This is a genomic window from Mucilaginibacter sabulilitoris (genome assembly GCF_034262375.1).
In the GTDB taxonomy this organism is placed as follows: Bacteria; Bacteroidota; Bacteroidia; order Sphingobacteriales; family Sphingobacteriaceae; genus Mucilaginibacter; species Mucilaginibacter sabulilitoris.
This window is the reverse complement of sequence record NZ_CP139558.1, coordinates 1-21,451: the sequence shown is the minus strand read 5'-3', so window position 1 is coordinate 21,451 and position 21,451 is coordinate 1. Positions and strand designations below refer to the sequence as shown.

Genomic DNA, 21,451 nt, shown 5'->3' with positions numbered 1-21,451 from the left:
CTACTTATAATGATCAAGAATTATTTAAAAATAGCCTGGCGAAACCTTGTGAAAAACAAGGCTCACACATTTATTAATGTGGCCGGCTTGTCGGTGGGTATGGCGGTGGCCATGCTTATTGGTCTGTGGATATGGGATGAACTATCTTACGATAAGTATTTTGAAAACCACGACCGTATTGTGCGGGTCATGCAGCATGAAACCTTCAATGGCGAAATCACCTCAGAAAATTCGTTACCTATACCCCTGGGTTATAAACTTCGTCAGGATTATAAGGAGGATTTCAAATATGCCGTATTATCAACCTGGACATCCGGGCACGTATTGGCCAATGGCGATACTAAAATAACCCAGGACGGCAATTACATGCAGGCTGAAGCGCCGGATATGCTAACCTTAAAAATGCTCAAGGGTACGCGCGCCGGATTAAAAGACCCTTCATCTATCCTGCTTTCGGCATCGGTGGCCAAAGCGCTGTTCGGTAATGCCGACCCGATGCTCAAAGCTGTAAAGATTGACAATAAATGGAATGTTAAGGTTACCGGTGTTTATGAAGATCTGCCCCGGAATACCTCATTTAGTGGTATGAAGTTTATTGCACCGTGGGATTTGTACATGACCACCGATCCCCAATTAAAAAAGCAGGCTACACGCTGGGGTAACACCTCATGGCAAATATTTTCCCAACTGGCGCCCAATGTCGATATCAATAAGGTAGCCACCAAAATAAAAGATCTGAAACATAAGGGGCTTACAGCTGATAACGATTTAGTTGGCATGGCATTTAAATCGACCCTGTTTTTACACCCCATGAATAAGTGGCATTTATATTCGGAATTTAAAAACGGCGTAATCACAGGCGGCGCCATACAATTTGTTTGGATGTTTGGCATTATAGGCGTGTTTGTATTGCTGCTGGCCTGCATCAACTTCATGAACCTGAGCACCGCCCGGTCTGAGAAACGGGCTAAGGAGGTAGGAATCCGTAAGGCCATAGGTTCGTTGAGGAGGCAGCTTATTGGCCAGTTTTTTATGGAGTCGTTAATGATTGCCGTTTTTGCATTTATGGTATCGATAGTTATAGTGATGCTGATATTACCATGGTTTAACCAGGTAGCCGGTAAAGATATAGTTGTACTATGGGATAATCCTGTTTTTTGGCTCTGCGGGTTAATGTTCAGCTTGCTCACCGGTATAATATCCGGCAGCTATCCGGCATTTTACCTGTCATCATTTCAGCCGGTAAAAGTTTTAAAAGGAACATTTAAGGCAGGACGCTTTGCTGCACTGCCTCGTAAGGTACTGGTAGTTTTACAGTTTACAGTTTCGGTAACACTAATCATCGGCACCATAATTGTCTTCAGGCAGGTACAGTTTACCAAGAACCGGCCGGTAGGCTATGAACGTACCGGACTTGTACAAATGAACATTCACGGCGATGATATACACAAACATTTTATGGCCTTCAGAAATGACTTGTTGCAAACCGGCGCCATCGTAGAAGTAGCCGAATCGGGCAGTCCGCTAACGGGTGTATGGTCAAACAACAGCGGGTTAAACTGGCGGGGCAAAGACCCCAACCTGCAGGACGATTTCGGAACGATAAGGCTGAGTCCGGAATTTGGCAAAACAGCTGGCTGGAAATTGGTGGATGGGCGTGATTTCACAAGGGCGGTGGCCGATACATCGGGCATTATACTAAATGAGGCGGCGGTAAAATTCATGAACCTGAAAAGCCCGGTGGGCGAAACCATAAAGTGGTACCGCGATTTTACGGTTATCGGTGTGATAAAGGATATGGTTATGTCGTCGCCGTATGAGCCTGTAAAACCAAGCGTATTCATCATTGCCAATTATGCCATGGAAATGATCGACATTCGCCTGAACCCCCAAATGAACCCGAGAGAAGCCCTAAGCAAAATCGAACCCATTTTTAAACGCTACAATCCCGGCAGTCCGTTTGAATATAAATTCACCAACGAAGACTATGCGCAAAAATTTGCAAATGAGGAGCGCATAGGCAAGCTGGCCGGCTTTTTTACCATATTGGCTATTTTTATCAGCTGCATGGGCTTGTTTGGCATGGCATCGTTTATGGCCGAACAGCGTATAAAGGAAATCGGAGTGCGTAAAGTACTGGGCGCTTCGATATTCAGTCTGTGGCGTTTAATGTCGAAGGATTTTGTAGCCCTGGTAGTTATAGCATTGGCCATAGCAATACCCGTTGCTTATTACTTTATGCACGGCTGGCTGCAAAGTTACCAATACCGGGCCGAGCTTTCCTGGTGGATATTTGGTTTCACTGCTATTGGCGCTATTATGATTACGCTACTTACGGTAAGCTACCAGAGTATAAAAGCAGCACTAACAAACCCGGTAAAAAGCCTAAAAACGGAATAACAGTAAAAGGTAAGATAGAATGAAAAACAAACTTTTCACCTTTTTAATACTATCGATAATAATGACCGGTGGTTTATTTAACACTGTAGCAGCACAGGACACCGTTATCAGAAAATTCTATAAGGGAAGACTCGACTCTTTAAATTCAAACATATTAAAACAGGAAAGGCTTATACAAGTGTTTACTCCGCCAAATTACAAACCGGGGAGTACCAATAAATATGACGTACTGTATGTGCTTGACGGCGGCAACTGGAACACCGGTTTAATTGCTGATATCCAGCGGTTTTTAGAGGGTGAGGATTATATGCCCCCTACAATAATCGTGAGCGTTTTGGGTATCGACCGGAATAAAGACCTTACTCCAACGCACATGGAAGATTGGAAAACATCGGGCGGGGCTGATAAATTCCTTGGTTTTATAAAAAATGAGCTGATCCCTTACATCAATAAAACATACCCCTCTAATGGCGATAATACGCTTTGGGGGCATTCGTTAGGCGGCTTGTTTGTGATGTACGCGCTGCTAAATGAACCAAAGGTGTTTAAATCGTACATAGCGGTGGACCCCAGTCTTTGGTGGGACAAGATGTATCTCCCTAAAATTGCTGCCGATAAATTACCCGGTTTGGCGGGTTTAAATATTACACTTTTTATGGGCGGTCGTGAAGGCGAGGCCGGTAGATCAATGAAGATTGATACTATGGATACTATTCTTAAAAAAATAGCTCCCGCAGGACTAACCTGGAAAACCATTAACTATCCGGATGAGTCACATAGCTCGGTAAGGTTTAAAATTACTTATGACGGATTGAGGTTTTTATACAGCGGGTACACCGGCAAGGATATAGTATTTCATCCGATGAATGGTATCGTTTTAAAAAACAAACCATTTAAATTGTGGTATTTTAACGACCCTTCTAAAGTATACTATACTACAGACGGAACAGAACCGGTACCTACATCCGCCAAAATAGAGCGTGAGATCACCTTGCCCGGGCCGACTACCCTTACCGTGAAAAGATTTGCCAACAGAGCCCGGTATAGCAGAAGTACTATCGGCGATTTTAAAGCTGGTACAGATTTACCTGCTGTTAAAAAAGAGAAAAATGCAAAGCCAGGCGGTTTCAGTTATGCTTATTATGAAGGTGAGTGGAGCGGATTGCCCGTTTTTAAAAAACTGAAACCGGTTCAAACAGGTATAACAAGCAAAGATTTTGATATTAATAAGCTGCCCCGGCAAAATAATTTCGCCCTGCTTATTAACGGGCAAATGGAGGCAAAGGAAGATGGTTATTATATTTTTGGATTCGACGCCGACGCCGGATCAAGACTATACCTGGGTAACCAGTTATTAATGACTACTGATAGTTTACATGACAATGGCAAATCATATATACTGCCACTAAAAAAAGGGTTTTACCCATTCAAGCTTGAGTATCTGCATAAAACAGGAGACCGTAAATTGGAGTTAGTTTACCTGACACCAACTTTAACAAGTACTACTAAGGAGCCTGTTACAATCCCGTTAGATCTGCAATACAGCGATCATTAACAGGTGTAGCTGAGCCTAATAGGCACAAAAAAATCCAGTGTTTTCTGCACCGGATTTTTTATTTATAAGCTTTCGGCTTAATTAGCAGTATTGTTCAAACGCGCCAATTAAATTATCGGCAATCATTTGTGCAGGGCGGCCTTCAATTTGGTGGCGCTCTATCATATGTACCAGTTTACCGTCTTTAAACAAAGCCATTGCCGGTGATGACGGCGGATAAGGCAACATATAGTTACGTGCTGTATCAACTGCCTCTTTTTCCATGCCTGCAAAAACAGTTACCAGTTTATCAGGGTGTTTTTCGTTAGCTGCAGCAATTCTGGCCGCCGGGCGCGCATTAGCTGCGGCACAACCACAAACAGAATTTACCATTACAAATACAGTGCCTTCGCTTTCAATAGCTTGCTTTACAGCATCGGCATCTTTCAACTCCTCAAAGCCAACTCTTGTCAAATCTTCCCGCATCGGGGCAACTAAATATTCTGGATACATGATTTTTTATGTTCTAAAATTTACCTGAAAACAAAAATAAGAAATCATTATCAGTTTGCATGTAAAAAGCACAATAATAACAATTTGCTGACGATGCAAACGTTATGTAAAGGCAATATTAAATTATTTATTCCTTATAGTTTTGTTTAGAATAAGTATTGATTTATAAATTGTAATAATTATCTTGCATATCCTAATTAATGACTTTGATGAATAAAAAACCTTCCGACATCAGTACGGTTGTTATCATTAACAAAAACCAGCAGCACACCAAATCATTACAAATAAAAACAAAGCATATTAACAGGGTAAAGCACTACGCGTTTAGCGTATTATCTGTTTTATTGGTGTTAATAGGTTTTATTTTTTATTTAAGATCGCAAAACAAAAAGCAAGAGCTGGAAAAGCAGGCATTATTACAGCAAATTGTAAAACTTAAAGGCGCTATCCCCGATGTTGCGCCAATAGAAAATAAGGAGGGCAGCGCCCAATCCTATATACAGGCCATCGAAAGTAAGTTAAAAACCATTAACAGTTATTTAAAAAGGCGAGGCTTAAAAGGTTTCTCGACCAAGGGCATAGGCGGCGACGGCAATAGCGAAGAGAATAAACTAACCGATACAGAAGTTTACTCCTTGTACAACGATTATCTAAACCATTTAATGGGTACCATAGCGTTTACGCCGATGGGCTATCCGCGGGTTAGTTCTTTTACATCCTTCTTCGGTTACCGCAGCGACCCTTTTGATGACGGGCGCGCCGAGTTTCACCCGGGTATTGATTTTAAGGGCAAAAAGGGCGATGAGGTAAAATGTACTGCAAGCGGCAAGGTGGTTTTTGCCGGCTGGAGCGGTGGCTACGGCAATTGCATCCGTATAGCGCATATCAATAATTTTGAAACCGTTTATGGCCATCTGTCGCGCATTAAGGTAAAGGTTGGCCAGCAGGTAAACGTTGGCGACGAAATAGGCTTGGTTGGCTCAACCGGGCACTCAACCGGTGCACACCTACATTATGAAGTGCGTAAAAATGGCCGGCCAATAAACCCGGTTAATTTCTTAACGCTCAATAAATAATATACGGTGGTTTGCCGGGGTGAATAATAAGTAAATTTTATTTTTATTAAACATCCGGGGCGTTGTTTTCGTAAAAGGGCAGTATAATTCAAAATTGTATACGCATAACCCTAAACGCACAATGACAATTTTTAGTAAAAAGGAAAAAGTTGCGCTTGATCTGCAAGCAATATCTACACTAATAAGCGACGGAAGTATTTTAGAGGGCAACCTGAAAGCCCCTGCTTTTGCGCGGATTGACGGACAAGTAAACGGCCACGTAACTATTGATGAAGGATTGATACTTGGGGAGAGAGGCCTGGTGGCAGGTAATATCAATACCAAAGAAATTGTAGTTTATGGTATTGTTAACGGCGATATCTACACCACTTCACTCGAAATAAAAGCAACAGGAAAAATTACCGGCAATATTAAAACACAAAACCTCGTGGTTGAAAACGGGGGTGTTTATAATGGTAATCTTAATATGCAGCAGGCTGATAAATAAGTTGGTTCTGAAAGTGTGATCTTCGTCATTTCATTTTGATGTTTTTATAAGCTATTTTTGCAATTCAAAAAATGAAATGTTATGTCATCAGTAGAAACCGCATTCGTTAAATACAAAGTAAAAGACTTATCACTGGCCGAGTGGGGTCGGAAGGAGATTGAACTGGCCGAAGCCGAAATGCCTGGCTTAATGGCTTTACGTAAAGAGTATGGCCCAACACAGCCTTTAAAAGGCGCGCGTATTGCCGGTTGCCTGCACATGACCATTCAAACCGCAGTTTTAATTGAAACCCTGATTGCCCTTGGCGCAGAAGTTACCTGGTCGTCATGTAATATATTCTCAACCCAGGATCATGCCGCTGCCGCGATTGCTGCTGCCGGTATTTCTGTTTATGCCTGGAAAGGTATGAACGCCGAAGAATTTGACTGGTGTATTGAGCAAACTCTTCATTTTGGCGAAGACCGCAAACCATTGAACATGATATTGGACGATGGCGGCGACTTAACCAACATGGTACTGGATAAATATCCTGAGCTGGTTGCGGAAATTAAAGGTTTATCAGAAGAAACCACTACTGGTGTTCACCGTTTATACGAGCGTGTTAAAGCAGGTACTTTACCAATGCCTGCCATTAACGTAAATGATTCGGTTACCAAATCAAAATTTGATAATAAATATGGCTGCCGCGAATCATTGGTTGATGCCATTCGCCGCGCTACCGATGTAATGATGGCAGGTAAAGTAGCCGTTGTTTGCGGCTATGGCGACGTAGGTAAAGGTTCTGCCGATTCACTGCGCAATGCCGGTGTTCGTGTTATAGTTACCGAAATTGACCCTATCTGCGCGTTACAGGCAGCTATGGAAGGTTTTGAAGTTAAAAAACTATCTACCGCTATTACAGAAGCCGATATTGTAGTTACAGCTACCGGTAACAAGAACATTGTTCGTGAACAGCATTTCCGTGCGTTAAAAGACAAAGCCATTGTTTGTAACATCGGTCACTTTGATAACGAAATTGATATGGCCTGGTTAAACGGTACTTACGGCAATACTAAAATTGAAATTAAACCACAGGTTGATAAATATACCATTGATGGTAAAGATGTAATTGTACTGGCCGAAGGTCGTTTGGTTAACTTAGGCTGTGCAACCGGTCATCCAAGCTTTGTGATGAGTAACTCATTCACCAACCAAACTTTGGCCCAGCTGGAGCTTTGGACAAATGGTGCAGCTTACGAAAACAAAGTATATACCCTGCCAAAACACCTTGACGAAAAAGTAGCCCGCCTGCACCTTGCCAAAATTGGTGTTGAGCTGGAAGTTCTTGACCAGGATCAGGCAGAGTATATCGGCGTAACTGTTGAAGGTCCGTTTAAACCGGAGTACTACAGGTACTAACCGTTGAAAGCCGAAATTCAAAAATAAAAATTCAAAAGGGCATGGTTTTCGGATCATGCCCTTTTTTGTTGTAGGTATCGATATAACTAATGGGCTGTCATGCTGAGCTTTGTCGAAGCATGGTGGGCAGGCCTCTGCGCACGACCCTTTGACGAAGGTCTGGATGACAGGCCATCTCTGTACGCTCATTTCTTAGAGAGAAATGTCATGCTGAACTTGTTTCGGTATATAAGCAAGGTTTTACAACAAGCGTAACTGTCCTGAGAGGTCCTGAAATAAATTCAGGATGAGGGGAATTTTAATATTTAATGAGAAAAAAGAGTGTCATGCTGAGCATCGTCGAAGCATAGTGGGCAGGCCTCTGCGCGCAACCCTTTGACGGAGGTTTCTGCGCACGTTCCCCAAGCTGATATTTAGTGGTAATACCCTAATTATAAATTATCTTATCCAATAAAACGTGTTGGTAATAATTGGTTAAGTCTAAATTGATAGAGGTTTTTAGGATATACTTGGCTGTATGGTAAATACTTTTCTTTTTTACGCCCGAAATTTTCGGCGAACAAATTTGTCCCATATAGTATTCCAACACCCCGATAGTTTCAACAGAGCATTGAAACTTTTCATTATTGATGCAGTACAGATGTACAACTATACTATCATACCGCTGCAATAAAGATTGTAACGTATTACCGTTTGAATAAGAGTATTCGGTTAAATTATCTAACCGGGTTTTTAATTCAGCAAGTTGGCTCACATATTCTGTCATAGACTGGCGGGATTGTAAAGGGGAATCAGCTTTCGCTTATCCCCTTCGATGAATAGCTATATAAATATGACTTTTAATTAATTAGCAGTCAATTTTTTATAGTAAATTGTAAATCATAATGGGTATTTTGTGAATTTCAGCACACTTTAAAACTCAAACTTTACAGAAAAAAGCATCGATTGCGGTTTACGATCAAGATATGCCGGCTAATATTCCGTGAACTTGCGGATGTTTTAACATTTGCAGCTATTTTAAAAAAAAACAATGGCATTGGTTGTTAAACATCGTGTATTTTGATAAATTTAGTAAGGCATCGTGCACAAATGTTTCCTGGGAGCTTTTGACGAACCGCCGAATCAAATGCCCATACATTTATCAAAGCGGTGAACTGCTGAGGGTTAAAACAATGGTTATCCGTATTGATAGCTAAAACGGTCAATTTATCAATTACTTCCTTCAAACTCCTCCTCTACACTTTCGCGCAGATCATACAATAACCATTGTTTTTTGGCTATTGCCCCAGCTTCTGATTGCAGCAGTTTTATAAAATCGTTTACGCCTGTTGGTTCGTTACCATTGCCGTGAATCAGTACAATACTACCCGCCTGCGGTTGCTGTCCTTTGGCCAGCCAGGCATCGGTACCTACGGGAATAAGGCCATAGTCGGTTAGTTTATAAATCAATTGCTGGTCAGACACCAGTCCCGGGAACCTGAAAAATACCGAAGGCAGCAAGCCATTTTTGAGCATGGCCTTTTCGGTTTCCAGTATTTCGTAGTTCATGTCGGTGCCGGGTTCCAGCAAAAAATTCTTCTTCAGCGGGGCTTTCAAACTCACGCGGTGATTAAAGGAATGGTTGATCCAGGTGATATAGATCTCGTGTTTGGCCTGCATCTGTTTAAGCCACTCGAGATCCTGCGGGTGTTGGCGCATCCAAACGCCGGTAACCGAGAGGGCTACAGGCACGGGGCGCTCCACTTTCTGAAATTCGGTAAATATATCGGTGAATATGCGTTTATCCAAAGGCCTGTGCGATGGGCACAGATCGGCAGTGAGGCTGATGCCTGTTTCTTTAGGGATGCCACTCTCAATACCGGCATCTTGCAGCGCTACCGATTGCTTTTCGGCTTTGCGCAATGCTTTTTGATAGGGCGTGTTTTTAAAAAAATCGCGCGCCTGGGCAATATTCATGGCTTTTACCTCGTAAAAATCGCACTCATCAGTTTTGGTTTGCAGCGTTTGCGGGTTCACGAGCAGGTAATAGCTTTTTCCCTCGTTTTCAAACTGGCGCAGTATCATCCAGTCTTGCGGAAAGTGGTGAGCCCAGCCAAAGTAGGGTTTGTAATTTTCTATTTTACGGTAATTGGCTTGCGCGCAGGCCAATTGATGTAGGCCGGTTAAAAGGAATAAGGTGAGTATATATTTAAGAAGCCTGCTGTTCATTTTTGTTAAAATTCCAGTTAAATATAAGTTTTAATGTAAACGACACACGGAATTTAGGAAAGAGGTGTAATTATTTGTCGTGTTCGCACCTGTTCGGTTGCGTTCGCAGGTGTTCGCGACTGTTCATGGGTGTTCGCACTTCAAAAAAACGAACACTCCTGAATTCGATAAAAATTAAACTTATCGCCGCGTTTTTAGTTAGGCATATATAGATGAAATATTAACTTTGAAGCATGACCCATTTATCTGTCAATATAAACAAAATAGCTACCCTGCGCAACTCGCGCGGCGGCAATAACCCCGATCTGATACAAGTTGCCAAAGATTGCGAACGTTTTGGCGCACAGGGTATTACCGTACACCCCCGTCCCGATGAAAGACATATCCGCTACAATGATGTATTTGAGCTGAAAAAGATAGTTACCACCGAGTTTAATATTGAAGGCAATTGCCAGGAACAAAAGTTTATTGACTTGGTATTGGCCAACAAACCCGAACAGGTTACCCTGGTACCCGATGTGCTTGGACAGATCACCTCGAACCATGGCTGGGATACTATTACCAACTATCACTATTTAAAAGATATGATAGCCGTGTTTAAAAACGCGGGCATACGGGTTTCTATATTTGTTGATCCTGTTGTGCAAATGGTTGAAGGCGCCGCCAAAACAGGTACCGACCGTATTGAACTCTACACCGAAGGTTATGCCACCCACTTTCACCAGGGTAAAGAGCTTGCTATTGCCCCCTATATTGAAGCCGCAAAGGTTGCCCAAAGCTTAGGCTTAGGTATTAATGCCGGCCATGACCTCGACTTGCATAACCTGAAATACTTTGCCGAAAATGTGCCTGGTTTACAGGAGGTAAGTATAGGCCATGCACTCATCAGCGACGCGTTGTATTACGGGCTCGAAAACACCATACAGCAATATTTAAGGCAGCTGATATAGTTAACTGTCTGTTATCTTTTTGTCTTTGCTCGTTTATCTAAAAAAGCTTGTAAACACTTTGTCAATATCATATTAGGTAATTGTTACTCAATTAGTAAAATAGTACCTTTGCGCTAAATTTAGAGGGACACTTGATTCATGATGTTGAACGCAGACTACCAGGAGAAGTTTCAGTCGAGACATATTGCTCCAAATGAGGCCGATACGGCAAAAATGTTAAAAACTATCGGTGTAAATTCGCTTGATGAAATGATAGCGCAAACCGTTCCTGACAAGATCAGGTTAAAACAACCACTCAATCTTCCTGCCGCAAAAAGCGAATTCGATTATCTAAACACTTTAAAGCAAACTGCTTCAAAAAACAAGGTATTCAAATCATTCATCGGCAAAGGGTATTATGATGTGATTGTGCCGGGCGTTATACAGCGTAATATCCTGGAAAATCCCGGATGGTATACACAGTATACGCCATATCAGGCTGAAATTGCACAGGGGCGTTTACAGGCTTTACTGAATTTCCAAACCATGGTGATTGACCTTACTGGGATGGAAATAGCTAATGCATCATTGCTTGACGAGGGTACTGCCGCCGCCGAGGCCATGTTTATGCAATACAGCCTACGCAAAAATCAAAATGCTAATGTTTTCTTTGTTTCGGAAGAGTTGTTTCCGCAGACTATTGATATATTAAAAACCCGTTCAGAACCTTATGGTATTGAACTGCAGATAGGCAACCACCGCACCGTTGAGCTAACCGACAAAATGTTTGGTGCCATAGTTCAATATCCTGCCGGTAATGGCGCTGTATATAACTACACTGATTATGCTGCCAAAGCACATGAAAAAGGTATTAAACTAACCGTTGTTGCTGACATTATGAGCCTGGTGCTGTTAACCCCTCCCGGTGAGTGGGGGGCCGATATTGTGGTTGGCTCTACCCAGCGCTTTGGTGTACCGATGGGCTTCGGCGGGCCGCACGCAGCGTTTTTTGCTACTAAGGAAGAATATAAACGTTCTATCCCCGGCCGTATTATTGGTGTTACCATTGATAGCGCCGGTAACTACGCCCTGCGTATGGCGCTGCAAACCCGCGAACAACATATCCGCAGGGATAAAGCAACCTCCAATATTTGTACTGCTCAGGCATTGCTGGCTATTATGGCCGGGATGTATGCCGTATACCACGGACCGCAAGGCATTAAATTAATTGCCGAAAGGATACATGGTTTAGCTGTTTTATTAGCCAACTCATTAAATGAGTTAGGTTATGAACAATTGAACGAATCGTTTTTTGATACCCTGAAATTTGATGTTGGCCATTTAGCGGGTCCTATTCATTCAGAGGCTTTGAACAACGAGATGAATTTCAACTACGAAGGTTCTGTTGTTACCATTTCTGTTGATGAAACTACATCGGCAGAAGATATCAAAAACATAGTGAGGTTTTTTGCCAAGGTGAAAGGCAAAACTATTAACGATGTAAATGTTGATGAGTTAAAGACAGACTTAAAAACTGTTATCCCGGCCGAATTACAACGTACATCTGCTTATTTAACACACAGCCTGTTCAATTCACATCATTCAGAGCATGAAATGCTGCGTTATATCAAATCGCTCGAAACTAAAGATCTTTCGCTTTGTCACTCCATGATCGCCTTAGGTTCATGTACCATGAAACTGAACGCGACCACCGAAATGGTGCCCGTTACTTGGGCGGAGTTTAGCAAAATTCATCCCTTTGCCCCTGCCGACCAGGTGGGTGGCTACATGCAGCTTTTTGACGAGATCAATAACTGGCTGAGTGAAATTACTGGCTTTGCTGCGATGAGCTTACAGCCGAATGCCGGTGCCCAGGGTGAATACGCTGGTCTGATGGTGATCCGTGCTTATCATTTAGACAGGGGCGACAACCACCGTAATATTGCTTTGATTCCATCATCTGCACATGGTACCAACCCTGCATCGGCAGCTATGGCCGGTATGAAAATAGTGGTTGTAAAATGCGACGATAACGGCAACATTGATGTGGCTGATATGAAAGCCAAGGCAGAACAGTATAAAGGCGAACTTTCTTGCCTGATGGTCACCTATCCATCTACCCATGGGGTATTTGAAGAGTCGATCATTGAGATATGTGATATTATACATCAGAATGGTGGCCAGGTTTACATGGATGGCGCCAATATGAACGCCCAGGTAGGTTTAACCAGTCCGGCCAATATTGGCGCCGATGTTTGCCACCTTAACCTGCACAAAACCTTCTGTATTCCGCATGGTGGCGGTGGTCCGGGTATGGGGCCTATCGGCGTAGCCAAACATCTTGTGCCTTACTTACCAGGCCACGCCGTGGTTGACATTGACCAGGGTAAATCTATCCATGCGGTATCAGCAGCACCATGGGGCTCGGCCTCTATCCTGATTATTTCACATGCTTATATAGCTATGATGGGCGCCGATGGTTTAACCAACGCTACCCGTTATGCAATATTGAATGCCAACTATATTAAGGCCCGTCTGCAGGATCATTACCCGGTATTATACACGGGTGCTAACGGCCGTTGCGCGCACGAAATGATATTGGATTGCCGCTCGTTTAAACCATTTGGTATTGAAGTTACTGATATTGCGAAACGTTTGATGGATTATGGCTTCCATGCGCCAACCGTATCTTTCCCGGTTGCCGGTACCGTTATGGTAGAGCCAACCGAATCTGAACCAAAACATGAGCTTGACCGTTTTTGCGATGCCATGATCGCTATCCGTCATGAAATTGCCGATATAGCCGATGGAGTGTCTGACAAAACAGATAACCCATTAAAAAACGCGCCACATACTGTTGCTGTAATTACCGGTAATGAGTGGGAGCATTCATATACCCGTCAAAAGGCGGCATTCCCGCTTCCTTATGTGGCTGCCTATAAATTCTGGCCATCAGTAGGACGTGTTAATGATACCTATGGCGACAGAACATTGATTTGCTCATGCCCGCCACTTGAAGATTATGCTTTTGAAGAGAGCATAGTAGAATAAAATAAAAGAGTAAATTTCAGACAAAAAATGCTTTAATGCGTTAATAAATGTGCAGATAGTTATAAATTATCTGCACATTTTATTATTTCAACTATTTTGACTTTTTGTACTTCTTCTTTTTAGTCATTTGATTATTAAGCAATCATTTTATTCAGTGATTTATCATAAATTCGCGACGTGAAATTGTAATATTAAAATACACTATAGTTTATTTTGAAGCTTTATTAAAAATTAGGTAATAATTATAAAGCCTTATTATTTAATTGTTATGTGTGTGTTTTGATTTTTATTTGCAATTTGTGTTTGTGAATTATATGTGATTTCAATACACTTTGATTGCGGTTTCTTAAAAAAACAGGGGGGCGAATAAAATAAATGCCTTGCTTTTAAGTTATTAATCCACGCAATTGAAACAATACTTGGTTATACAACTTATAGGAATATAACTTTTTAATTTCGTGCAGCGTATAAAGTACATCTATATAATAAACTAAGTACATCTATTGAAAATGCGTTATGACAATTAATCCAAAGCCCGTGAGTGTATTATTAATTGATGATGATGAAATCAACAATTTCATTTCGATTAAATTAATAAAGAAAGCCTTATTAAATACGGAGATCATGGCGTGTTTGAATGGTAAATTTGCTATTGACCAATTAGCAGATATACAGCGGAAAGACCCCAATAAAATGCCCGACTATATTTTGCTGGATATTAATATGCCTATTATGAATGGGTGGGAATTTCTTGATGAATATAAACGACTGAATATAGATCCTCTGGGTAAAAGTAAAATATATATTATTTCATCATCGGTGTTCAGTAACGATATAAATAAAGCTAAATCATACCCCCTGGTAAAGGATTTTATATCAAAACCCCTTAATGTCGAAAAAATAAAAGAGCTTTTTGAAGTTCAAAACGCAAGTTAAGCAGGTACAACTTTAAAATGTCCGTCATCTTGTAATACATTACCAATAGCAAATGATTTGGCGTGATAAAATAGGCAGGTCCACCCTTCCTCTACTGCCTTTTTCCCATACTCCTCGCGCAATTGCATTGCTTTGCGCCCGTCCATATCATATTTTGCAATAAACTTTCTAATCAGCTGTTCTGGCTCAGGCAATTCATCTCCACCAAAAAGTACTTTTCTGCCTTCTATATCTATCCAAAAAACCTGATGATAAGGGCAATGTCCGCCCGAATGTTCATATTTGATGCCCGGCTGTAATTCGCCACTGCCTTCAACAAAAGTAATGTTGGCTCCACTTAGTGCCCCAAATATTTCTTTGTGATATGAAGAAGTTTTTCCTGCCAGTCCGGTTTCCCATTCCTTGCGTTGTATCACGTGCCTGGCTTGCGGAAAGCTGGGCTCTAATTTGCCGTTACGTTCAACCACCAGACCACCCGAATGGTCATAATGCAGATGCGACATCAGTACAAGGCTTACATCTTCGGGATCAAAACCCGCATTGCGTATGTTTTGGTGTATCAGTAATTCATCGCGGGTATCTTTAAATCCGAGCCCGGTATCAAGCACAATCAGGTCTTGACTGGTTTTGATCAGGAAAGGGTTAACGTGGATAAATAATGAGGCCGGACGATCTTTGGGATTATCAACTTCCGGGTTAAAAGGAATAAATTTTTTGGTTGCATCAACCGAATAAGAGCCCTCACCTAACGCGAAAATTTCCATAATGTATCAAGTAGTTGGTATCAAGTATCAAGACAGTTGCATTGTTAGTAAAAGCGCCAAAATCTTGATACTTGATACCAACTACTTGATACTAAAAAATTATCTTTACTGTTTTTAAGCTGCAAATGTATGAATAAACGTTGGACGGTAAGGGATAATGCTGATCAGGATGTGGTCAAAAAATTAGCCGTCGAGCTTAATATTGATCCTGTTTTAAGTACTTTGCTGGTTCACAGGGGTATAGGTACTTTTGAAGAGGCTCGTTACTTTTTCAGGCCCGACCAACGGCACCTGCATGATCCTTTTTTGATGAAGGATATGGAAAAGGCCATTATGCGTATAGAAGATGCCATAGCCGCTGGCGAAAAAATATTGGTATATGGTGATTATGATGTAGATGGTACTACCGCTGTTGCAACGGTATATGGATTTTTTAAAGGCTGGTATCCAAAACTGGAGTATTACATACCCGACCGCTATAAGGAAGGTTATGGCATATCTACACAGGGAATTGATTATGCTGCGGATAATGGCTTTACACTGATTATTGCACTCGATTGCGGCATTAAATCGGTTGATAAAATTGAATATGCTAATAGTCGCGGCGTTGATTTCATCATTTGTGACCACCACCTCCCCGGTGCCGAACTACCGGCCGCGGTAGCGGTACTTGACCCCAAACGAAACGATTGTGAATATCCGTACAAAGAGCTTTCAGGCTGCGGTATTGGGTTTAAGCTGATACAGGCTTATGCCGAAAAACACGATATCCCTTTTGAAGAGGTTGCCCGCTTTCTTGACCTGGTGGCTATCAGTATATCCTGTGATATTGTACACATTACAGGCGAAAACCGAGTACTGGCGCATTTCGGCCTGCAAAAAATTAATACCGACCCTTGCATCGGTGTAAAAACATTAATGCAAGTAGCTGGGCGTACAGGTAGCTTTACCATCTCCGACGTGGTTTTTTTACTGGGGCCGCGTATTAATGCTGCCGGTCGCATAGATGATGCCAAGCATGCGGTTGAACTGCTGATTGCCTGTGATGAAGATATTGCCAAAGAGAAAGGCCTCATGATCAACACCCGGAATGCCGAGCGAAAAGGGCATGATCTGGATATTACCGGTGAGGCGTTGAATATGATAGATAATGATGAGGTGTTGATAAACCGGAAATCGACTGTGGTTTTTAACGAAAACTGGCATAAGGGGGTTATTGGTATAGTTGCATCGCGCCTTACCGAAAAATATTACCGGCCAACCATTGTGCTTACGCGTTCAAACGGGCACGTAGCCGGTTCGGCCCGTTCAGTATTGGGATATGACCTGTACGAAGCCCTGTGCGAGTGCAAAGATCTATTGATACAATTTGGCGGACACAAATATGCGGCGGGCCTAACCATGGAACCCGAAAATGTAGAAGCCTTTAAAGCTCGTTTTGAGGAGGTGGTAAGCGCTACTATTTCACCCGAACAATTGATACAGCAAATACAAATAGACGCCGAATTACGTTTAAGCCAGATAGAGCCCAAGTTTTTCAGGATATTGAACCAGTTTGCACCATTTGGGCCGGAAAATATGTCGCCAGTTTTCATAAGTAAAAATGTGTATGTTAGCGGTAACGTAGGCCTGGTGGGTGCGGCACATATCAAAATGAACCTTATGCAGGAAGGTTCAGCAGCTTTTGATTGTATTGCCTTTAACCACGGCGAATACTTACCCCAGTTAAAAAGCGGCGTCCCGTTTGACATTTGCTACAGCATTGAAGAAAATGTGTGGCGCGAAAGACGAACTATACAATTGAATATAAAAGGAATAAGGATTTAAGAAAAAAAATTCAAAAGTCAAAAATTGAATGGCTTTTGATCAGATATAAGGGCAAAATTTAAGTTGAAAATGTGTTTTTTGACTTTTGAATTTTGACTTTTGAATTTATAACATGATTTTAAGAGCAGAACATTTAGTAAAAAAATATAAACAGCGAACGGTTGTTAACGATGTGTCGTTTGAGGTATCGCAGGGTGAGATAGTAGGTTTGCTGGGGCCAAATGGTGCAGGTAAAACCACCTCATTTTATATGATAGTAGGCCTTATAAAACCTAATGAAGGTACTATTTTCTTGGACAATAACGATATTACCGGCGACCCGATGTATCGCCGTGCGCAGAAAGGCATTGGCTACCTGGCGCAGGAAGCATCAGTGTTCCGGAAGCTTTCTGTAGAGGATAATATTAAAGCCGTACTGGAAATGGGTAAAATGCCCAAGGAAAGACAACGCGAAAAGTTGGAAGAGCTGATAGATGAGTTTAGTTTGCATAAAGTGCGCAAAAACCGTGGCGACCTGCTATCGGGTGGCGAGCGCCGCCGAACCGAAATTGCACGGGCACTGGCGGCAGAGCCAAACTTTATTTTACTGGATGAGCCTTTTGCAGGGGTTGACCCCATAGCGGTGGAAGAAATACAGGCTATGGTGGCCAAACTAAGACATCGTAACATAGGCATCCTGATTACAGATCACAACGTACAGGAAACCTTATCTATTACTGATCGTGCTTACCTGCTTTTTGAAGGTAAGATACTGGAATCCGGCGTGCCTGAAGTATTGGCTGAAAATGAAATGGTACGTAAAGTATACCTGGGATCAAACTTTGTTTTGAAAAGAAAAGTATTTCCGCAGTAACAATCAAGAGGATAGAGTTAAGAATCAAGAGTTAGCAATGCCCTGTTATGAAACTTGCTGACAGAGCTTTTAGGATTAACCGGATTTTTCATATCTTGACTCTTGATTCTAATTTCTTGACTCTCTGATATGACAATCTTTAATTCGGTATTTACCTGGTTCATGAAAAAGCGTATTCACCAGATAGAGCTTTTTATGAAATACCCTAATGAAGTACAGGAGGAGTGGTTTGAGCAGTTAATATCAGGTGCTGAAAGCACCGAATGGGGCAGAAAATATCAGTATAAAAGCATTGAAAACCTTAATCAGTTTAAGGAACGGGTTCCAATTCAAAACTACGACACGCTGAAGCCCTACATAGAGCGCATGCTCATGGGCGAAAAGAATGTTTTATGGCCATCTGAGATACGCTGGTTTGCCAAATCATCAGGTACTACTAATGACAGGAGTAAATTTATACCAGTTAGCGAAGAGGCACTGGAGGAATGCCATTTTAAAGGTGGGAAGGATCTGCTTACCATTTATTTTAACAATAGGCCCAACGCCCGGATGTTCACTGGTAAAATACTAACACTCGGCGGCAGTCATCAAATTAGTCAGTTGAGTGCGGAAACTTCCTTTGGTGATCTTTCGGCAGTGATTATGAAGAACCTGCCAATGTGGGCCGAGTTTCACCGCACCCCCGATCTGGATATAGCCTTGCTCGATAATTTTGAGGAAAAGATTGAAAAGATAGCTCATGCCACTAAAGATGTGAACGTAACCAGTATTAGCGGAGTACCCACCTGGAACCTGGTACTGTTTAAACGTATATTGGAAATAACCGGTAAAAAGAACCTGTTGGAGATATGGCCCAACCTGGAGATGTATTTTCATGGAGCGGTTAACTTTACGCCATACCGTGAGCAGTTTAAAGGCCTTATTCCGAGTGATGATATGTATTATCTGGAGAATTATAATGCATCTGAGGGCTTCTTTGGCATTCAGGATACCAAAGAGCCGGGTGATATGCTGCTGATGCTCGATTATGGTATATTTTATGAGTTTTTACCTATCGAACACCTGCATGACGAAAACCCGGTTACGCTTACACTTGATGAAGTGGAACTGGATAAAAATTACGCGCTCATCATCACTACCAACGCCGGCCTTTGGCGGTACATGATAGGCGATACCATTCGCTTTTCATCCCTGTCGCCTTTCCGCATACAGGTTACCGGGCGTACCAAACACTACATTAATGCCTTTGGCGAAGAAGTAATTATTGATAATGCCGAACGTGCGCTGGAAGAAGCCTGTCATCAAACCGGAGCTATTATCAGGGAATATACTGCGGCGCCTGTTTACTTTAACGGCGACCAGTGTGGTGCACATGAGTGGATTATTGAGTTTGAAAAGAAACCTGCCGAGTTTGAACGCTTTGTCGACCTGCTTGACGAAACCTTGCGCCGTATAAACTCCGATTACGATGCCAAGCGGTTTAAAGACCTGGCCCTGCGCCGCCCCATTGTGCGCCGTGCCCCAGAAGGTACTTTCTTTAACTGGATGAAAGAGAAAGGTAAACTGGGCGGTCAGCATAAAGTACCCCGCTTAGCCAACAACCGGGAGTATGTAGATGCCATTTTAAAAATGATGGAACCGGTAGGATAATAGGTACAAGATATTTAAGTTTCCTAGGCCATATATTAAGTATGCAGATGATTTTTTAATAACACATTACAAAAATCGGGCGGGAAAGTAATAGTTCAACTCTATGAGTTATTTATCGGTTCACTCCATAGGAGCCGCCTGTTTATAGAAAATTAGCCGAATCAAAGTTTGCTCCGTAGGTGCAAACTGTTTCCAACATGATCAATTACCCTTTATATTTTAGGTTGCACCTACGGAGCAAAAGAAAATAGCTTCCGTTTTCTACAAACAGGTAGCTCCTACGGAGCATAATGTGTTTTACAACTTATGTAGGCGCATTATTATCCGACTGTCATGTTTTTTTACAAAAAGCCCTGCATAAAACATATGCAGGGCCCATAGTAATATGATAATAGGTCTGTTAAGACATTTTGAGCTTCTTCTGAATGTCGGCAACATAACCTTTAAATTTCTTATCGGTATCAATAAGGTCCTCAACGGTTTGGCACGCGTAAATTACGGTGGAGTGATCACGGCCCCCAAAAAAGTGACCGATAGATTTTAATGAACTTTTGGTATGTGCTTTGGCCAGGTACATAGAAATTTGACGGGCCTGTACAATTTCGCGTTTGCGTGTTTGCGATTTTACCATTTCAATAGGCACTTCAAAATACTCGCAAACCAGGCTCTGTATGTATTCCATCGAAATTTCTTTAGATGAATTTTTTACAAAGTTTTTAAGCATTTGCTTAGCCAGGTTCAGGTCAATCTCCTTACGGTTAAGGGTTGATTGTGCCAGCAGGGATACCATGGCACCTTCAAGCTCACGTACATTGTTATCAATGTTATGCGCTACATACTCAATTACATCATTTGAAAGTTCGATACCGTCCTGGTAAATTTTGTTTTTCAGGATGGCCATACGAGTTTCCAGGTCCGGGATCTGCAGATCAGCGGAGAGCCCCCATTTAAACCGGGATAACAAACGTTCTTCTAAACCAGCGAGATCTTTCGGCGCTTTATCTGATGTGATGATCAGTTGCTTGCCGCTCTGGTGTAAATGATTAAAAATATGGAAAAAGAAATCCTGTGTTTTTTCTTTACCAGCAAAGTTGTGTACATCGTCCATGATCAGTACATCAATAGCCTGGTAAAAGTTCACAAAGTCATTGATGTTATTATGCTTAAGCGCATCAACAAATTGTTGGGTAAACTTCTCGCACGATACATAAAGTACCAGTTTATCGGGCAATGAACGTTTTATCTCGTTGCCAATGGCCTGGGCCAGGTGGGTCTTGCCTAAACCAACACCGCCATATATCATTAAGGGGTTAAAAGAGGTGCCTCCGGGTTTTGCAGCTACAGCATAACCGGCAGAGCGGGCCAAACGGTTACAATCACCCTCAACAAAGTTTTCAAAGGTATAGTTCCTGTTCAGCTGCGGATCTACATTTAACTTTTTCAAGCCGGGTATCACAAAAGGGTTTTTTATGTCCTTATTAATTGAGATGGGTATCGGCATTGATTGATTTTTTGACTCGGCACCATTTCCGTTCGAAGGCATATTCGTTGTGTATGGTTTACTTGATGATTGCTCAACAACAATATTGTACTCTAAACGTCCTTCGTCGCCTAATTGTTTTTTTATTGTTTTGCGCAGTAAACCTACATAGTGTTCTTCAAGCCATTCGTAAAAAAATAAACTTGGTACTTGTATCGTCAGGACGCTTCCTTCCATGCGTAAAGCTTTTATTGGCTCGAACCAAGTTTTAAAGCTTTGTGCTGGTATGTTATCTTTTATGATCTGGAGGCAGCTATTCCAAACGTTAGTACAAGTTTTTTCCAT

16 protein-coding genes are annotated in these 21,451 nt (G+C 42.0%); 11 read left to right on the top strand and 5 right to left on the bottom strand.

Annotated elements, in window-relative coordinates; translation table 11 throughout:
- Positions 1-9: 9 nt before the first annotated feature.
- Together SNE25_RS00080 and SNE25_RS00075 are read left to right on the top strand one after the other, a co-directional pair.
- Entirely contained in the window at positions 10-2,400 is a 2,391-nt protein-coding gene (locus tag SNE25_RS00080) for an ABC transporter permease (RefSeq protein ID WP_321563049.1), read from the top strand.
- 19 nt (positions 2,401-2,419) lie between these two features.
- Positions 2,420-3,955, top strand: coding sequence for an alpha/beta hydrolase-fold protein (locus SNE25_RS00075; protein ID WP_321563048.1), 1,536 nt, complete (start codon positions 2,420-2,422; stop codon positions 3,953-3,955).
- Between the two features lie 81 nt (positions 3,956-4,036).
- On the opposite strand, the gene SNE25_RS00070 is transcribed toward SNE25_RS00075, so the two are convergent.
- On the bottom strand, positions 4,037-4,447 hold the full coding sequence (locus SNE25_RS00070; protein ID WP_321563047.1) for a BrxA/BrxB family bacilliredoxin: 411 nt from the start codon (positions 4,445-4,447) through the stop codon (positions 4,037-4,039).
- A gap of 209 nt (positions 4,448-4,656) precedes the next feature.
- Between SNE25_RS00070 and SNE25_RS00065 the strand changes: the two genes are divergently transcribed.
- From SNE25_RS00065 to ahcY, 3 genes are all read left to right on the top strand, one after another.
- The gene (locus tag SNE25_RS00065; RefSeq protein ID WP_321563046.1) at positions 4,657-5,523 is read left to right on the top strand and encodes a M23 family metallopeptidase; all 867 of its coding nucleotides are present in this window, start codon (positions 4,657-4,659) and stop codon (positions 5,521-5,523) included.
- A 121-nt stretch (positions 5,524-5,644) separates the two neighbouring features.
- On the top strand, positions 5,645-6,010 hold the full coding sequence (locus SNE25_RS00060) for a bactofilin family protein (protein ID WP_321563045.1): 366 nt from the start codon (positions 5,645-5,647) through the stop codon (positions 6,008-6,010).
- Between the two features lie 81 nt (positions 6,011-6,091).
- Positions 6,092-7,408: an adenosylhomocysteinase gene (gene ahcY, locus SNE25_RS00055; RefSeq protein WP_321563044.1), complete on the top strand. Its 1,317-nt coding sequence runs from the start codon at positions 6,092-6,094 to the stop codon at positions 7,406-7,408.
- A 427-nt stretch (positions 7,409-7,835) separates the two neighbouring features.
- Here ahcY and SNE25_RS00050 read toward each other — a convergent pair whose 3' ends face one another.
- On the bottom strand, positions 7,836-8,174 hold the full coding sequence (locus SNE25_RS00050) for a hypothetical protein (RefSeq protein WP_321563043.1): 339 nt from the start codon (positions 8,172-8,174) through the stop codon (positions 7,836-7,838).
- A 443-nt stretch (positions 8,175-8,617) separates the two neighbouring features.
- Entirely contained in the window at positions 8,618-9,616 is a 999-nt protein-coding gene (locus tag SNE25_RS00045; RefSeq protein ID WP_321563042.1) for a polysaccharide deacetylase family protein, read from the bottom strand.
- 233 nt (positions 9,617-9,849) lie between these two features.
- Between SNE25_RS00045 and SNE25_RS00040 the strand changes: the two genes are divergently transcribed.
- The 3 genes from SNE25_RS00040 (at position 9,850) to SNE25_RS00030 (ending at position 14,532) form a co-directional block, all read left to right on the top strand.
- Complete coding sequence (locus SNE25_RS00040) at positions 9,850-10,566, top strand: pyridoxine 5'-phosphate synthase (RefSeq protein ID WP_321563041.1); 717 nt, start codon at positions 9,850-9,852, stop codon at positions 10,564-10,566.
- A 138-nt stretch (positions 10,567-10,704) separates the two neighbouring features.
- Entirely contained in the window at positions 10,705-13,596 is a 2,892-nt protein-coding gene (gene gcvP, locus SNE25_RS00035) for an aminomethyl-transferring glycine dehydrogenase (RefSeq protein WP_321563040.1), read from the top strand.
- 537 nt (positions 13,597-14,133) lie between these two features.
- On the top strand, positions 14,134-14,532 hold the full coding sequence (locus SNE25_RS00030; RefSeq protein WP_321563039.1) for a response regulator: 399 nt from the start codon (positions 14,134-14,136) through the stop codon (positions 14,530-14,532).
- On the opposite strand, the gene SNE25_RS00025 is transcribed toward SNE25_RS00030, so the two are convergent.
- Positions 14,529-15,296, bottom strand: a complete 768-nt coding sequence (locus SNE25_RS00025; RefSeq protein WP_321563038.1) for an MBL fold metallo-hydrolase — start codon at positions 15,294-15,296, stop codon at positions 14,529-14,531. The two genes, SNE25_RS00030 and SNE25_RS00025, sit on opposite strands and share 4 nt — an antisense overlap.
- Before the next feature lie 129 nt (positions 15,297-15,425).
- Here SNE25_RS00025 and recJ point away from each other — a divergent pair, with 129 nt between their 5' ends.
- From recJ to SNE25_RS00010, 3 genes are all read left to right on the top strand, one after another.
- The gene (gene recJ / locus SNE25_RS00020; protein ID WP_321563037.1) at positions 15,426-17,123 is read left to right on the top strand and encodes a single-stranded-DNA-specific exonuclease RecJ; all 1,698 of its coding nucleotides are present in this window, start codon (positions 15,426-15,428) and stop codon (positions 17,121-17,123) included.
- 112 nt (positions 17,124-17,235) lie between these two features.
- The gene (lptB, locus tag SNE25_RS00015; protein ID WP_321563036.1) at positions 17,236-17,976 is read left to right on the top strand and encodes an LPS export ABC transporter ATP-binding protein; all 741 of its coding nucleotides are present in this window, start codon (positions 17,236-17,238) and stop codon (positions 17,974-17,976) included.
- A 129-nt stretch (positions 17,977-18,105) separates the two neighbouring features.
- The gene (locus SNE25_RS00010; RefSeq protein ID WP_321563035.1) at positions 18,106-19,626 is read left to right on the top strand and encodes a GH3 auxin-responsive promoter family protein; all 1,521 of its coding nucleotides are present in this window, start codon (positions 18,106-18,108) and stop codon (positions 19,624-19,626) included.
- Positions 19,627-20,026: 400 nt separating this feature from the next.
- Here the strand turns inward: SNE25_RS00010 and dnaA are convergent, their stop codons facing one another.
- Entirely contained in the window at positions 20,027-21,451 is a 1,425-nt protein-coding gene (gene dnaA, locus SNE25_RS00005) for a chromosomal replication initiator protein DnaA (protein ID WP_290327702.1), read from the bottom strand.

Excerpts from the sequence above, each read along its gene's own strand:
- SNE25_RS00080 (WP_321563049.1), top strand. The coding sequence starts at position 10 with ATGATCAAGAATTATTTAAAAATAGCCTGGCGAAACCTTGTGAAAAAC.
- SNE25_RS00075 (WP_321563048.1), top strand. The coding sequence starts at position 2,420 with ATGAAAAACAAACTTTTCACCTTTTTAATACTATCGATAATAATGACC.
- SNE25_RS00070 (WP_321563047.1), bottom strand. The coding sequence starts at position 4,447 with ATGTATCCAGAATATTTAGTTGCCCCGATGCGGGAAGATTTGACAAGA.
- SNE25_RS00065 (WP_321563046.1), top strand. The coding sequence starts at position 4,657 with ATGAATAAAAAACCTTCCGACATCAGTACGGTTGTTATCATTAACAAA.
- SNE25_RS00060 (WP_321563045.1), top strand. The coding sequence starts at position 5,645 with ATGACAATTTTTAGTAAAAAGGAAAAAGTTGCGCTTGATCTGCAAGCA.
- ahcY (WP_321563044.1), top strand. The coding sequence starts at position 6,092 with ATGTCATCAGTAGAAACCGCATTCGTTAAATACAAAGTAAAAGACTTA.
- SNE25_RS00050 (WP_321563043.1), bottom strand. The coding sequence starts at position 8,174 with ATGACAGAATATGTGAGCCAACTTGCTGAATTAAAAACCCGGTTAGAT.
- SNE25_RS00045 (WP_321563042.1), bottom strand. The coding sequence starts at position 9,616 with ATGAACAGCAGGCTTCTTAAATATATACTCACCTTATTCCTTTTAACC.
- SNE25_RS00040 (WP_321563041.1), top strand. The coding sequence starts at position 9,850 with ATGACCCATTTATCTGTCAATATAAACAAAATAGCTACCCTGCGCAAC.
- gcvP (WP_321563040.1), top strand. The coding sequence starts at position 10,705 with ATGATGTTGAACGCAGACTACCAGGAGAAGTTTCAGTCGAGACATATT.
- SNE25_RS00025 (WP_321563038.1), bottom strand. The coding sequence starts at position 15,296 with ATGGAAATTTTCGCGTTAGGTGAGGGCTCTTATTCGGTTGATGCAACC.
- recJ (WP_321563037.1), top strand. The coding sequence starts at position 15,426 with ATGAATAAACGTTGGACGGTAAGGGATAATGCTGATCAGGATGTGGTC.
- lptB (WP_321563036.1), top strand. The coding sequence starts at position 17,236 with ATGATTTTAAGAGCAGAACATTTAGTAAAAAAATATAAACAGCGAACG.
- SNE25_RS00010 (WP_321563035.1), top strand. The coding sequence starts at position 18,106 with ATGACAATCTTTAATTCGGTATTTACCTGGTTCATGAAAAAGCGTATT.
- dnaA (WP_290327702.1), bottom strand. The coding sequence starts at position 21,451 with ATGGAAAAAACTTGTACTAACGTTTGGAATAGCTGCCTCCAGATCATA.